General features: G+C 62.4%; 14 protein-coding genes and 2 pseudogenes. 10 read left to right on the top strand and 6 right to left on the bottom strand.

Annotation, left to right across the window (positions count from 1 at the left end; all coding sequences use genetic code 11):
• Positions 1 to 40: 40 nt before the first annotated feature.
• A complete protein-coding gene (locus ACFXS9_RS40020) occupies positions 41 to 1,369 on the bottom strand; it encodes an aspartate aminotransferase family protein (protein ID WP_392698890.1) in 1,329 nt (442 codons plus the stop codon).
• Positions 1,370 to 1,522: 153 nt separating this feature from the next.
• Here ACFXS9_RS40020 and ACFXS9_RS40015 point away from each other — a divergent pair, with 153 nt between their 5' ends.
• Positions 1,523 to 2,071 carry a cupin domain-containing protein gene (locus ACFXS9_RS40015; protein WP_028347208.1) on the top strand — a complete coding sequence of 183 codons (549 nt, stop codon included), beginning with the start codon at positions 1,523 to 1,525 and terminating at the stop codon, positions 2,069 to 2,071.
• Positions 2,072 to 2,185: 114 nt separating this feature from the next.
• On the opposite strand, the pseudogene ACFXS9_RS40010 reads toward ACFXS9_RS40015, so the two are convergent.
• Positions 2,186 to 2,717, bottom strand: a pseudogene (locus tag ACFXS9_RS40010) (TetR family transcriptional regulator C-terminal domain-containing protein).
• 198 nt (positions 2,718 to 2,915) lie between these two features.
• On the opposite strand from ACFXS9_RS40010, the gene ACFXS9_RS40005 reads away from it, so the two are divergent.
• Both ACFXS9_RS40005 and ACFXS9_RS40000 read left to right on the top strand, forming a co-directional pair.
• On the top strand, positions 2,916 to 3,404 hold the full coding sequence (locus ACFXS9_RS40005; RefSeq protein ID WP_392698888.1) for a 4-oxalocrotonate tautomerase family protein: 489 nt from the start codon (positions 2,916 to 2,918) through the stop codon (positions 3,402 to 3,404).
• Positions 3,405 to 3,454: 50 nt separating this feature from the next.
• Positions 3,455 to 4,234: a crotonase/enoyl-CoA hydratase family protein gene (locus tag ACFXS9_RS40000; protein WP_392698886.1), complete on the top strand. Its 780-nt coding sequence runs from the start codon at positions 3,455 to 3,457 to the stop codon at positions 4,232 to 4,234.
• Positions 4,235 to 4,253: 19 nt separating this feature from the next.
• On the opposite strand, the gene ACFXS9_RS39995 is transcribed toward ACFXS9_RS40000, so the two are convergent.
• Positions 4,254 to 5,180 carry a LysR family transcriptional regulator gene (locus tag ACFXS9_RS39995; protein ID WP_392698884.1) on the bottom strand — a complete coding sequence of 309 codons (927 nt, stop codon included), beginning with the start codon at positions 5,178 to 5,180 and terminating at the stop codon, positions 4,254 to 4,256.
• 87 nt (positions 5,181 to 5,267) lie between these two features.
• On the opposite strand from ACFXS9_RS39995, the gene ACFXS9_RS39990 reads away from it, so the two are divergent.
• A complete protein-coding gene (locus ACFXS9_RS39990) occupies positions 5,268 to 5,705 on the top strand; it encodes a cupin domain-containing protein (RefSeq protein ID WP_392698882.1) in 438 nt (145 codons plus the stop codon).
• 62 nt (positions 5,706 to 5,767) lie between these two features.
• On the opposite strand, the pseudogene ACFXS9_RS39985 reads toward ACFXS9_RS39990, so the two are convergent.
• Together ACFXS9_RS39985 and ACFXS9_RS39980 are read right to left on the bottom strand one after the other, a co-directional pair.
• Positions 5,768 to 6,047: pseudogene (locus tag ACFXS9_RS39985) on the bottom strand (DUF1488 family protein).
• Between the two features lie 202 nt (positions 6,048 to 6,249).
• A complete protein-coding gene (locus ACFXS9_RS39980; RefSeq protein WP_392700265.1) occupies positions 6,250 to 7,449 on the bottom strand; it encodes an MFS transporter in 1,200 nt (399 codons plus the stop codon).
• 166 nt (positions 7,450 to 7,615) lie between these two features.
• On the opposite strand from ACFXS9_RS39980, the gene ACFXS9_RS39975 reads away from it, so the two are divergent.
• From ACFXS9_RS39975 to ACFXS9_RS39965, 3 genes are all read left to right on the top strand, one after another.
• A complete protein-coding gene (locus ACFXS9_RS39975; RefSeq protein ID WP_392698881.1) occupies positions 7,616 to 8,071 on the top strand; it encodes a hypothetical protein in 456 nt (151 codons plus the stop codon).
• Between the two features lie 136 nt (positions 8,072 to 8,207).
• Positions 8,208 to 8,669, top strand: coding sequence for a plastocyanin/azurin family copper-binding protein (locus ACFXS9_RS39970; protein WP_392698880.1), 462 nt, complete (start codon positions 8,208 to 8,210; stop codon positions 8,667 to 8,669).
• 275 nt (positions 8,670 to 8,944) lie between these two features.
• Positions 8,945 to 10,015, top strand: a complete 1,071-nt coding sequence (locus ACFXS9_RS39965; RefSeq protein ID WP_392698879.1) for an AI-2E family transporter — start codon at positions 8,945 to 8,947, stop codon at positions 10,013 to 10,015.
• A gap of 43 nt (positions 10,016 to 10,058) precedes the next feature.
• Here the strand turns inward: ACFXS9_RS39965 and ACFXS9_RS39960 are convergent, their stop codons facing one another.
• Entirely contained in the window at positions 10,059 to 10,901 is an 843-nt protein-coding gene (locus tag ACFXS9_RS39960; protein WP_392698877.1) for a GNAT family N-acetyltransferase, read from the bottom strand.
• A gap of 213 nt (positions 10,902 to 11,114) precedes the next feature.
• Between ACFXS9_RS39960 and ACFXS9_RS39955 the strand changes: the two genes are divergently transcribed.
• The 3 genes from ACFXS9_RS39955 (at position 11,115) to ACFXS9_RS39945 (ending at position 12,921) form a co-directional block, all read left to right on the top strand.
• Positions 11,115 to 11,528 (top strand): hypothetical protein, encoded by a 414-nt coding sequence (locus ACFXS9_RS39955; protein WP_392698876.1) that lies wholly within the window; start codon positions 11,115 to 11,117, stop codon positions 11,526 to 11,528.
• Positions 11,529 to 12,292: 764 nt separating this feature from the next.
• Positions 12,293 to 12,481: a hypothetical protein gene (locus ACFXS9_RS39950; protein WP_082637412.1), complete on the top strand. Its 189-nt coding sequence runs from the start codon at positions 12,293 to 12,295 to the stop codon at positions 12,479 to 12,481.
• Positions 12,478 to 12,921 carry a hypothetical protein gene (locus tag ACFXS9_RS39945; RefSeq protein WP_392698875.1) on the top strand — a complete coding sequence of 148 codons (444 nt, stop codon included), beginning with the start codon at positions 12,478 to 12,480 and terminating at the stop codon, positions 12,919 to 12,921. Before ACFXS9_RS39950 ends, ACFXS9_RS39945 begins: the two co-directional genes overlap by 4 nt.
• Positions 12,922 to 13,112: the final 191 nt, after the last annotated feature.

Raw genomic sequence — 13,112 nt, 5'->3', positions numbered from 1 at the left:
CAACATTGCCGCGGCTGCTCTATCTTTTTCAGAGCAAGGATCAGGCCACGCGCTTGATCGCGTCGCCGAGGATCGAGACGATGTCGTCGATATGGCTCTTCTCGACGATCAAGGGCGGCGACAGCGCAAAGGAATCGCCGCTCATGCGCAAATAAAGCCCGCGATTGAAGCAATCCACCATCACGTCATAGCCACGCGCGCCAACGCCGTCCTTGCGCGGCGCGACTTCGACCGCGCCCATCAGGCCGCAATTGCGGATGTCGATCACGTTCGGCAGGCCTTTGAGCGAATGCAGCGCATCGCGCCAGTATTCGGCAAGCGACGCCCCGCGCGTCAAAAGCCCCTCGTCCTTGTAAATGTCGAGCGTCGCCAAGCCCGCGGCGCAGGCGGTCGGATGCGCCGAATAGGTGTAGCCGTGGAACAGCTCGATGGTGCCCTCGGGCCCGGTCATCAGCCCGTCATGGATCTTGCGGTTGGCAAACACCGCGCCGCAGGGGACGGTGCCGTTGGTGATGCCCTTGGCGGTCGTCATCATGTCGGGCGTGACGCCGAAATAATCAGCCGCAAACGGCGCGCCGAGGCGGCCGAACCCGGTGATGACCTCATCGAAGATCAGCAGGATGCCATGCTTGTCGGCGATTTCGCGCAGGCGCTTCAGATAGCCCTTCGGCGGCGGCAGCACGGCGGTCGAGCCCGGCACCGGCTCGACGATGACGGCGGCGATGGTGTCGGCGCCATGCAGCGCCACCATCCGCTCGAGATCGTCGGCGAGCTCGGCGCCATGCTCGGGCTGATCCTTCGCAAAGGCGTTGCGGGCGAGATCATGGGTGTGACGGATGTGGTCTACGCCCGGCAGATGGGTAGCGAACGCGCGGCGGTTGGCCACCATGCCGCCGACCGACATGCCGCCGAAGCCGACGCCGTGATAGCCGCGCTCGCGGCCGATCAGGCGCGTCCGCGTCCCCTGCCCGATGGCGCGCTGATAGGCCAGCGCGATCTTCAGCGCGGTATCGACCGACTCTGAGCCCGAATTGGTAAAGAAGACGCGATCCAGCCCCTTCGGCGCGATCTCGGTGAGCCGCTCGGCAAAATCGAACGCCAGCGGATGGCCCATGTTGAACGAGGGCGCGAAGTCGAGATTCATCAATTGCCGTTCGACGGCGGCGGCGATCTGGCGGCGGCCATGGCCGGCGTTGACGCACCAGAGGCCGGCGGAGCCGTCGATCACCTTGCGGCCGTCGACGGTGGTGTAGTGCATGCCCTCGGCGGAGGCGAACAGGCGGGGCGTTTTCTTGAACTGCCGGTTGGCCGTGAAAGGCATCCAGAACGAGTCGGTCTGCAGGGTGTTCGGCTTCTGATGAAGGGTCACGGTCTAGCTCCTTTGCTGGCAGCTCAAGGGAGCACCGGGCCACGCTCGGGAAGCCACAACAAGTCCTTTTCTGCGCTCCTGCAACCCATTGATTTTGCTAGCCAGGTCAAGGCATATTTGTTCGATCCGAAACATCTGCAACAGGGATTTTCGATGAGCGTCGATATCGGTGGGCGACTCCGCTTCGTCCGGGCCCGCCACAAGCTGTCGCAGCGCGAGCTCGCAAAACGCTCCGGCGTGACCAATTCGACGATCTCGCTGATCGAATCGAACCAGATGAACCCGTCTGTCGGCGCGCTGAAGCGCATCCTCGACGGGCTGCCGATGGGGCTCGCCGAATTCTTCGCGATCGAGCCGGAGCGGCCGCGCAAGGCGTTCTACCGCTCCGACGAGCTGACCGAGATCGGAAAGCAGCCGATTTCCTATCGCCAGGTCGGCGATAATCTGTTCGGCCGCGCGTTGCAGATTCTGAAAGAACGCTACGAGCCGGGCAGCGACACCGGGCGCGTGCCGCTGACCCATGACGGCGAGGAAGGCGGCATCGTGGTGAGCGGGCGGCTGGAGGTGACGGTCGACGACGAGCGCCGCATTCTTGACCCGGGCGATGCCTATTATTTCGAAAGCCGCCGTCCGCACCGCTTTCGCTGCGTCGGCGGAAAGCCGTGCGAAGTGATAAGCGCCTGCACGCCGCCGACGTTTTGAGCCAGTTCGTGGATGACAGGTTGCTTGAATTCGCGCACGCAATCGAAGAAGGCAGACCCATGCGTAAGGTCTGTATCGAGGCGGCGCTGAATGTCACGCGCGCTGCATCTCAGCCTACTTTGGTAGCGCGCTCGACAACACCAGCTCCAGTTCCTGCCTGACATCATCGAGCGGCTGGGCGCTGCGCGCGGCGCGGCACATCGCGACCGTTCCTTCCGTCGAGGCGATGACGAGCGCGGCCAGCCGCCGCGCGCGCAGGCGCCACGCCCTCGCGGCGCAGCGCCGTGAACATGATGCGCCGCCAATCGGCAAACACGCCATCGGCAAGGTCGAGCAGATGCCGGTGCGCGGCTTCGTCAGGTTCGCCGTCCTTCTCGGTCGCATCGTTGACATATTGCTCGACCGCGACTGCGAGCACCGGACAACCGGCCTGAAATTTCGACTTCTCCAGCGTCTGACGCCACAGCGCGATGAAGGTGCGCAGACCCGCAATCGCGCCACGCGACTGCGTCAGATGCTCCAGCGGCCCGCTGACCTGTTTGCCGGCAAAGGCTATCGCGTCCTCGATCAGTTGCTGCTTGCCGCGCGGAAAGTGATGGCCGATCGAGCCGCGCGGCGTGCCGGTATGGCGGACCACCTCGCGCATGCTGGTGGCGTTGACGCCGCGGCGGCTCATCAGGTCGGCGGCCCCTGCCACCATTTTTACGCGGGTATCCGACGTCATCGCGAAGCTTCCTTCGTCTGCATGGCCGCATGCTAGATTATGACGCTTGACATAGCCAGCTCTATGTGAAGTTATGACGCTCGTCATAGCCAGAAGAATGCCGACGCGAGGAGACCCGCAATGACGTTTATCCAGGTGATGACGCCGCAGGGACGGTTGAGCGCCGATCAGCGGCGGGTGCTGGCCAAGACGCTGACGGACGCCGTCCTCGTGCCGGAGGTCGGCAAGCTGACGCCTGAAGCGCGCCGCGGCTATCAGGTGCATTTTGTCGAGCGCCCGCTCGACATGATCGCGCATGGCGGCGAATTGCTTTCAGACAGGCCGAGCGACGTCATGCTGATCGACGTCGTCGTGATGAACTGCTGCTGGACACGCGAGGATCGCGCTACCGTCATTCGCAACATCCACGCCGCGCTGGCAGAGGCCTGCGGGATGAAGACGCCCTCGCCGGCCTGGTGGATCAATTTCCGTATCATCGAGGAAGGAAGCTGGGGATCGCGCGGCGGGGTGCTGTCGTTCCTCGACCTGCTCGACCATGGCGCATCGCACTTTTCGCCGGAACGCGCCGCGGCAATCCGCACCGCGCTCGCCGTCAAATACGAGCGATAGACACGCGCGCCTCCCACTGCATTTTTAGAACAATCAGGACGGAGAAGACCATGAGCACCGAAGGAACAATCCGCACCGAAATCCACGATCGCATCTTCAAGATCATCATCGACAACCCTGCCAAGAAGAACGCGTTCTCGCCTGCGATGATGGAGCAGTTGTCGGACGCGCTGACGGAGCTCCACAACAACGACAGCTATTGGGTCGGCGTCATCTGTGCCGAAGGCAGGGATTTCACCGCCGGCCTCGACATGCCGAAATTCTTCGGCCCCAACGCCGAGAAGCGGAATTTCAAAGAGGGCAATGTCGACGTCTTCGGCCTGCAGAAGCGCTGCAAAAAGCCGATCGTGTCAGCGGTGCAGGGCATCGTCTTCACCATCGGCATCGAATTGATGCTGGCCGGCGACATCGTCGTCGCTGCCGACGATGCCCGCTTCTGCCAGATGGAATCCAGGCGCGGCATCGCCCCGCTTGGAGGTGCGCATTTCCGCTTCCTGTCGCGCACCGGCTGGGGCAACGCGATGTATCATCTGTTCCTGTGCGACGAATTCACCGCATCGCGCGCCCGCGAGATCGGGCTGGTCCAGGAAGTCGTGCCGGCCGGACAGCAAATCGAGCGGGCGATGGCGCTCGCCAAGATCATTGCCGGCAATGCGCCTCTCGGCGTTCAGGTCACCAAGGAAGCGGCCCTTCAATATATCGAGCACGGCGAGGCGGCCGCCATCGCCTACATTCCAAAAGTCCGCGAGCGCGTGCTCAACAGCGCCGACGCTCGCGAGGGCATTCAATCCTTCATCGAACGGCGCGCTGCGGTGTTCCAGGGCAGGTAGGCACGGGGCTGCCCGGCTCTCATCCTGTCAGGATCGATTTCAACGAGTCGCGTTCTTCCACGATGAAGTCGAAGAACGCCGCGATACGCGGCACGCGTCGGATATCCGGGTGGGCCAGGAGCCGCCAGCTTCGGGTCAATTCCGGAATCGGCCCGAGCACGCGGACCAGATCCGGCTCCGCATCGCCGAGCGCCGTCGGCAGCGGGCCGAGGCCGACGCCGGATTTCACGGCCGAGACCAGCCCGAGCACGCTGTTGTTGCGCACCGGCATGGGGGCGCCGGGCGCGACTTCCTTCAGCCACCTGGCGGCGCGGTGGTTGGCGAGCGTCTCATCGAAACCGACGAGAAGGTGGCGCGACAGATCCTCTGTCCGTTCGGGCTTGCCGTGGCGCTCAATATATCCATGGCTGGCATACACCGCCCAGATCGAGTCCGCGATCTTGCGGCCCACCAGCTCGTCATCGGTATCGCCCGAGCGAAACGCAACATCCACCTCGCCCTTCGCCAAATCAAGATAGCGGTCGCTGGTGATAAACTCGACGCGAAGCTGCGGGTAACGGGCATGGAAGCGGTCGATCAGCGTCGATTGCGTCATCCGGAAAACGATCGGCTCGGGACAGGTCACGCGGATCACGCCCTTTAGCTCCTGCTCGACGTCGGTGGCCCGCCTTTGGAAATCATCGACGGCCGCCTCGATGCGCTCGGCATATTTCAAGAGCGTGTTGCCGTATTCGGTCAGGCGATAGCCGGTGTTCTGCCGCGTCACCAGCGCCCGCCCCAGCCGGCGTTCGAGTTCTTCGAGGCGGCGGTGCACCGTCGACTGGCTGGTGCCGAGCGCCTTGCCGGCCGCGATCGTGCTCCCGTGACGCGCCACCGCAAGGAAGTATTTCAAATCGTTCCAGTCGAACATCCCGCCATTATGCACTTCTGCGGCCGGGTTTCGCAATCTTGCGGCTCCCGCGGCAGGCCAGCAGCCCCTAGGCTTGTTTGCCCTGAGCCACCGCGCAGTGCCTGACTGACAAGGAGCGAAAACATGCGCAGCCATCTCGTCCCGGGAATTTTCCTTCTAGCCGGCCTCGGCGCGGGCCTCAGCCATCTCGCATCGGCGCAGCAACACGGGGCGGCCGCGCCCAATATCGCCAAACCGACCATGGTGCTGCAGCAGGTCGTCGAGGGATTGCCGAAGGACGACAAGCAAACCGTGCGGGTGATGACCGCAACGTTCAAGCCGGGCGACAAGACCGTCTATCACACCCATCGCTTTCCGGTGACGGTCTACGTCCTCGAAGGCGCCTTCACGCTCGAACTCGATGGCCGTCCCCCGCTCACGGTCAAGGCTGGCGAAGCGATGGTCGAACCGCCGAACGTGCCCATGACCGGTTATAACCGCAGCGCCACCGAGCCGACCAAGGTGATCATCTTCTACGTCAGCGCGAACGACACGCCGTTCCTGGACTTGCATTCGCACTAGCGGCCTATCATCGCAGCGACATCACGGCGATGGCATCGTCTGGAGCGGGGCCAGCAACAGAGCTAACCGCGAAAATCGATGCTGCGTATGATGATGCCGGGCGGGGTCCCCTCGAACTCCCCCCGCATCGAACTTGCGCGACGCGCATTGTTCGATGCGGTCGCGCAACCGAAGGAATTGTTCTTCGCGCTGGCTGGTCGCCGTGCGCGAGGCATGCTCCAGAGCATCCATCGCGGAGGCGCTGACCGCGCAGGGTATTTCCCTCGAGCCGTCCATCATGGAAAACAGCAGCACCATGCGGTCGAACTCATAACCGCCAATATTTCCGCGTGCGAGTGTCATCGGGTGTCCCTCCCGAGAGAAACGATAACTGAGAAGAAACGATAACTGCCTTGGCTTGTTCCTCATCTCTCCTGACGGAGGCGGGACAGGCAGTCTAGCATGATAACTTTTCCTGGAATTGGATATTTCGTGTCCCGGCGGTGCAGCGCCATAAGCGTGTTCACGCGCGTCTTCGACGCGCTATGGCGGTGCGCCGAAAAACTCACGCCATCGCCAGCCGTTGCCGCGCACGCATCAGCAGCAGCAGCATGATCGCGATGTTGAGCGCGTTCCACGCCAGCCCATTGGCGAACGCGGCGCCGTAGGAGCCGGTGGCGTCGAAGATCGCCCCCGAGATCCAGCCGCCGAACGACATGCCGAACACGGAAGCAAAGATCACGATGCCGACGCGGGTCGCCGCTTCGGAGGCCGGCATCGCCTCGCGCACGATGATCGCGTAACTCGGCACGATGCCGCCCTGGAACAGGCCGAACATCGCCGAGATAATATAGAGGGAGGTCAGGCTGTCGAAGAACAGGTAGAACAGAAGCGCGGTGCCCTGCGCGAACGACCCGATCAAAAGCGTGCGGATGCCGCCGATCTTGTCGGCGAGAAAGCCGCTTCCGATCCGGCTGATGATGCCAAAGCCCAGCATCAGCGACAGCATTTCGGCGCCGCGCGCCACGCCATAGCCGAGGTCGCCGCAATAGGCGACGATGTGCACCTGCGGCATCGACATCGCCACGCAGCAGGCGATGCCGGCTAGCGACAGGATCGCGGTCAGCGCGTTGGTGGAGAGTTTTAGATCGACGCGCGGCGGCGCCGCGTTGTCGTGGTCGCGCTGGCCTCCCGCCCCCATCAGCATCCGCAAGCCGATCAGCGCCAGCGTCATCGCTACCGCCGTGAAGACGCCGATCGCGATATGACTGGTGCGCCAGCCGAGCTGCTCGATGCCGAAATTTACCAGCGGCGGCCAGATCGTGCCGCCGATGTAATTGCCACTAGCGGCAATCGCGACCGCGAGCCCCCGATAGCGGTCGAACCAGTGCGAGGCTTCCGCCATCAGCGGTCCGAAGGTGGCGGACGACGACAGCCCGATGGCGAAATGCACCAGGATAAAGTGCCAGATCGAGGTCGACATTCCCGCGACGACATAGCCGAGGCCGAGAATGCCGATGCCGAGCCCGATCGCGGTGACGATGCCGTAGCGGTCGGTGATCTTGCCGGTCAGCACCCCGCCGGAACCGAACCCGAGCATCACCATGGTAAAGGCCAGCGACGCGGTGCCGCGGCTCGCGGCAAACTCCGTCTGCACCACGGGCAGCGCGACCACCACCGACCACATGCCGACGCTGCCGAGCGAGCCGATCAGCACGGCCACGGCAAGCCGGATCCACGCCCGGCGCAGATCGGGAACGAACAGGTCGGAATCTCGGCAAAGCTCAGAAGAAATCACCACGGCAGGCGGAACTTCGGGGTCAAATCGCCCAAGGTCAAGCCACAATGGCGCGATATTGGGCATGCAGTTGTGGTGGGGCAACGCCCTGCATTGCCTTGGCGGAATCGTCCGTCGGTACTAGCTTCCCATCATGTTCGTCCGCCTGACGAGACCTGCGCGCGCCAAAGCGGGGTGGTTTGTCGCCCTGCTCTATCTGTTTTGCGTGCTGGCGCCGGGCGTTGCACTGGCGCTCGGCGATGCCGCGTCCTGCCTTATGCACCAGCCCGGAACGGCGGCTGCCGCTCATTTCCATGACGGTGCGCAGCCGGAGCATGTCGCCGCGCATCAGCATCACGAGATGCAGACCGATCAGCACGCGACGGATCACGCCGATACCGGCGACGTGATGCCCGTGCCTGCCAAGCATCAGCATGACGGCAAGGGCTCTGCGGGACCGTGCTGCGCCATGCTCTGCGTGTCCGCGATCGCGGCCGATCCGCCCGCCGTCGCAAAGCCCTCGCAGCCGATGTCGATCTGCGCCTCCAAGAACGTCCAGCGCCTGCCTGGTGAGGCGCCGCCGCGGCACTTCCGTCCCCCCATCGCCTGATCTCTGACGTCACGACGTGGGCAGCCGCGCGAGTGAAGCGCGCATGCCCATGGCTTATTGCAAGATCATGGATTCAGCCTGGCGGCCCGCGCCTCGCGGCCGCGCTTCGCTGACAAGGAAACAGGAAAGAACAGAGATGAAGAACATCATGACGGCCGGCCTCGCATTGATCGCCGTTTCGGCATGGACGCCACCGGCATTCGGCCACGACAAGCACGCCCACGAAACCTATTCGGCGGGCGAGCCCGGCGACCCCAAAAAACCCTCGCGCACCGTCGAGGTCGACATGAGCGAGATGAAATATGCGCCCTCGAGCATCGAGGTGAAGCGCGGCGAGCAGATCCGCTTCGTGATCCGCAATGTCGGCGAGGATGACCACGAATTCCTGCTCGCCACCACGGAAGAAAACCTCAAGCATGCCGAGGACATGCAGAAGCACCCGCATATGGAGCACGAGGAGCCGAACGCCGTGCGGCTCACGCCGAAAAAATCGGCCGAGATCGTCTGGAAGTTCACCAAACCGGGCACGTTCGAATATTCGTGCCTGATCCCCGGTCACCGCGAGAACGGCATGATCGGCAAGGTGACGGTGAAGTAGCGGCGACGAGACCGACACCGCCAATCAGAGGGTGGGCACTGCGCCATGCGCCTTTGCCCATCCTCCACTTCCTGCCCGACCTCATCCTGAGGAGCGCGGCTTCGCGCGTCTCGAAGGATGAATGGCACCCCAGCCGGGCCACATGGTTCGAGACGGCGCTTTCGCGCCTCCTCACCATGAGGGGTTCAATGGTTGCTGCATTTCCTTTTCATCGTGGCCGTGCGACAAGCACCGAACGGCCGCGCGGCCATATGGAAGGAACCAGCGAGACGCAAGTGCGAAGGATTGATGATCAGACTTTTCTGCTCTTGCTGTTTGCCGTTACGCTGGCATTCGCCTGGATTTTGCAACCGTTCTACGGCGCCGTTCTGTGGGCGATCATCGTAGCCGTCATCTTTGCGCCGGTGAATCGGGCGCTGCTGCGATCGATGCCCGGCAGGCCGAACCTCGCGGCCCTGGTAACCGTCCTGCTCATCGTCGCGATCGTACTCATACCGCTGGCGATGGTTGCGGCCTCCCTGGTGCAGGAAGCAACGAGTCTTTTTGAGAAGATCAGGTCCGGAGAATATGATTTCGCCGGCTACATCCAGCGTGTCTTTGATGCGTTGCCGGCCTGGGCGACCGGTTGGCTGGAGCGGTTCAACCTGACAAATCTTTCAGGGCTTCGCGAAACATTGTCGTCCAACCTGATGAAGGGCGGTCAGGTCCTGGCTCCGCAGGCGCTTACCATCGGGATGAACACTTTCGAGTTCGTGATCAGCCTCGGCATCATGTTGTACCTGCTGTTTTTCCTGACGCGCGATGGCAGGGCAGTGGCGGACCTGATCAAGCAGGCTATTCCACTCCGCGGCGATCAAAAATCAGCGCTCTTCACCAGGTTCGCCGATGTCGTTCGCGCCACCGTCAAGGGTGGGGTTCTGGTGGCTATTGTCCAGGGCGCGCTCGGCGGTTTGGCGTTCTGGTTCCTCGGGGTTCACGCGCCGATTTTGTGGGCCGTGCTGATGGCGTTCCTGTCGCTGTTGCCGGCCATCGGAGCCGCGTTGGTCTGGCTCCCCGTCGCGATCTACTTTCTCGCAACCGGCGCCGTTTGGCAGGGCATCGGGCTGATCGCCTATGGCGTGCTGATCATCGGCCTGGTGGACAATGTGCTGCGTCCATTCCTGGTCGGCAAGGATACCAAGCTGCCGGATTACGTTGTGCTGATTTCCACGCTGGGCGGCATCGAAGTCTTCGGCCTCAACGGCTTTGTCATCGGGCCGCTGATCGCCGCGATCTTCATGGTGAGCTGGGAGATTTTTTCGACGTCCAAGCGCACGTCACGGGATGAGCGGGTTGGCGATCGGTAGCGTTCAGCAACCGTCGTCATTGCTGTCGGTGTACATTTCGTCCCTACCCCAACTCAAAGCTGGTGACCCCGAACACCCGCTCCAGCCGCAGTGGCGGGATTGCGCCGGTATACATGCGCGCCGTCTCGAACACCGGCGCGAGCCCCAAACCTTCCGCCAGCGCGACCGCGTCGCGGTTGATGCTGGGCACGTCCAGAAAAATCTCGCCGCCACCAACCTTGGCAAGCAAGGCGGACAATACCGCTTCGGCCGTAGCGCGGTCGTCGGCCACCAGCGGCCCGATCTTAAAACCCTTCCGGCACGGCCGGATCACACCCCAGCCGGCCAGCCGTCCATCGCGCACGACTGCGCACCCGACATGTCCGGGCGAGCCGATCCAGGTTCGCAGGAACGCCGGCCGCCGCGCCGGAAACACCGTTGCGTCGTCTGCCTCGACGTCAGCCAGCGGGACTTCGCTCAGGTCAATCACCCCGGCCTGCGGCGAACTCGGTGCCGCGACCATGCCGCCATAGCGGACGTTGGCGTAAGCAAGCTCGAATCCGGACTTCCTGTAATTGTCCTGCTGCGCCGTCACGCCATCGAGCCCGATTACGCGCGCCCCGGCATGCGCGATAGCCGCATTCCATATCCGCAAGCCGTAACCTTTGCCGCGCAAATCCGTCCGCACAATGTAAAAGCCGAGAAAGGAGAAGCCCGCGTCGTAATTGACGCAGGAGACAGTCGCGACAGGCGCACCATCGATCTCGCCGATGAAAAACCCGTGCGGATCAACGGACGAAAAACAGGTCGCGTCTACAAGCCCCGGATTCCAGCCTTCGGCGGCGGCCCAGTCGATGGCGAGTGAGATTTCGTCCGGCCGCATCGTGCGGATAGTGAAGTCGCTCATGATGACGATCCTTTGGATGTGTCTCCAGCCGTCATCGCAATGACGCGCCAGGCTGAGGCATTCACAATCACGACAATCGCCGACACGCGAATGTGTGCGCGCAGTCCAGAAATGGCACACTTCTTCGCGCAAAATAACATTGCGCACCTCGATTTGTTTAGCGAAAATTAACCACGCTGGCTGGCGCGGCTTGAGTAGTTGGAGGCTTCACACATGTACCGATCATCGCTCATGCTGGCTTTCGTTGTGCTGTGTTCCACGGCTGCCGCGGCCAGCGACCTGTCATCCGTCTACGTCGCGCCAGGCGGAATCTACGCGCCTTCCGCAAACATCAATGTGCGCCCGCGACAGGCTTATCGGCCCTACGCGGAACCTGATTACCGATATCGCTCTTACGGTGTGCCGGACCCCGCCTACCGCGCACCGGCAGCAGTCTATGGCGAGTACGGAACGCCCTACCCCGCGCAGCCCGTCTACGTCGAACGCGCGCCCGCCTATCCCGACCGCTACTACGCGCAGGAATACGACTATGCGGGCGAGTACGCGCCGCGGCCGCCGCTGCCCGTGCCGTATCGTGCGCGGGCGCGATGCGACAACGGTTATGGCGGGTGGAGCTACTGCGATTGAGCCGCCCGCTCGCGCAGGTTCGTAGTGCGGTGGTGCGCCGGCATTCCCGTTGCGCGCAACGTATCGGCTAACGCACGGCTAACATTTGCCATGACCGGGTGGGATGCGCGCAGCATCCCCGCATCAGCCCGGTATGAGTGTCGGACTGTATCTGCTGCAGCAAGGGCCTTAGCTCCGTCAGGAGTTGAGGCCCTTATTTTCAATGCATGTGGACAAATGCCGGCGAAGTGCTTCCGGTAACTTCCGGCCACTCGTCGGACACGCGCCAAGCTGCCACTCCGACGCACACGGTGAGCATCAGGGACATCACGAGCAGAAGCATAAAGGAAAACTGGCTCAACTTCCTTGCCCCGCAAAACCAGACTCAAATTTCGAGGAAGCCAGCACGGACTGCCGAGTCGCACAATGCAGTTCGGCTGACCCAAGCGGAGTTTTCCCCACGCAGGATCTTTGTGCGACTTCGAAGCTTGCAGACGTTAGTTCGGGCATCTGAGTTCAGAAGACAGTCAATCGCGGCCGGTGACGGCCCGAACTTTCTATTTCGCCGCAAGATGGCGGCTTGAAAGATCGCAACCACAACCATCACGGCCGCAATCCGTCTGCGCCCAGTAGACCAAGTTCCATACACACAGTTAGGCAGGCTCCCGCCAAACATTGAAATAAAAATTGATGGAACTTTGAAGAAAAAACGTGGAGAAACCCAAATGGGGTCTTGATTTGCCTTCTTTGTTTAGCGGGGGCGCTGTGAGTAACGAGTAACGCGTATGACTGATCAACAATTGGCTATTCGCGCGATTGGCGAGGCGCAACTCATACTGGAAGAATACCTGCAACCCCGGCCGCAGAACAGTGAGCGTATCCTCGACAAGTTGGTAGAAGTTCTCGAACGTCCCGATGTGATGGCTGCTGTGAGCCGCTTGCAGCAACGTAGTTGCTTCGAGCCACGCAAGTGAGCAAGCAGCCCTCATCAATGGCTCTGACGGCTTTCGTTGCTGCGCCGCTGTTGTTGGGGATTCCAGGTGCGGAAGCGAAACAAGAATGCAGCGCCGCGGCGCCGTCAAATCCGAATGGAAAATGGTGGTCGTATCGTCTCATCGACGGACGAAAATGCTGGTACGAAGGCAAGCCGGGGCTTTCGAAAGCCTTGCTGGCGTGGCCGAAGGGCGTGGCCGCGCAACCGTCGCTCAAGGACGTTGTGACCATAGTCCCTGAAAAGCGTTTCAATCCACTTGACGCGCAAGCGTGGGCGCAGAAGGAAGCCGCGCAAGCGTGGGTACAGAAAGAAGCCGTGCAAGCGTGGGCACCGGAGGAAGCCGTGCAAGCGCGGGCGCCGAATTACGTCCCCGACACTTTTGATGAGTTATGGAGCGGAAGGATCTGGCTTTTAGATTAGAAAATTGACGGTGCGCTTGGTTCTTGGCTTCGGCTCTTACGTGAGTCGCCCTTAGAGGAGGGTGCAGTGAGCGACGTACGAGGTGCGAGTGACGCCGGGCGGGGCCAGCCGCCTCATCATCCAACTTGCAATCATTGCGGCGGCATCGCGCGGCCCGTGGTGATCCTCGACAGTCGCCTGGGCAAGAGCTT

This window comes from Bradyrhizobium sp. RDI18 (genome assembly GCF_043203335.1).
In the GTDB taxonomy this organism is placed as follows: domain Bacteria; phylum Pseudomonadota; class Alphaproteobacteria; order Rhizobiales; family Xanthobacteraceae; genus Bradyrhizobium; species Bradyrhizobium retamae.
This window is presented reverse-complemented; position numbering and strand designations above follow the sequence as displayed.

Excerpts from the sequence above, each read along its gene's own strand:
- ACFXS9_RS40015 (WP_028347208.1), top strand. The coding sequence starts at position 1,523 with ATGAGCGTCGATATCGGTGGGCGACTCCGCTTCGTCCGGGCCCGCCAC.
- ACFXS9_RS40005 (WP_392698888.1), top strand. The coding sequence starts at position 2,916 with ATGACGTTTATCCAGGTGATGACGCCGCAGGGACGGTTGAGCGCCGAT.
- ACFXS9_RS40000 (WP_392698886.1), top strand. The coding sequence starts at position 3,455 with ATGAGCACCGAAGGAACAATCCGCACCGAAATCCACGATCGCATCTTC.
- ACFXS9_RS39990 (WP_392698882.1), top strand. The coding sequence starts at position 5,268 with ATGCGCAGCCATCTCGTCCCGGGAATTTTCCTTCTAGCCGGCCTCGGC.
- ACFXS9_RS39975 (WP_392698881.1), top strand. The coding sequence starts at position 7,616 with ATGTTCGTCCGCCTGACGAGACCTGCGCGCGCCAAAGCGGGGTGGTTT.
- ACFXS9_RS39970 (WP_392698880.1), top strand. The coding sequence starts at position 8,208 with ATGAAGAACATCATGACGGCCGGCCTCGCATTGATCGCCGTTTCGGCA.
- ACFXS9_RS39960 (WP_392698877.1), bottom strand. The coding sequence starts at position 10,901 with ATGAGCGACTTCACTATCCGCACGATGCGGCCGGACGAAATCTCACTC.
- ACFXS9_RS39955 (WP_392698876.1), top strand. The coding sequence starts at position 11,115 with ATGTACCGATCATCGCTCATGCTGGCTTTCGTTGTGCTGTGTTCCACG.
- ACFXS9_RS39950 (WP_082637412.1), top strand. The coding sequence starts at position 12,293 with ATGACTGATCAACAATTGGCTATTCGCGCGATTGGCGAGGCGCAACTC.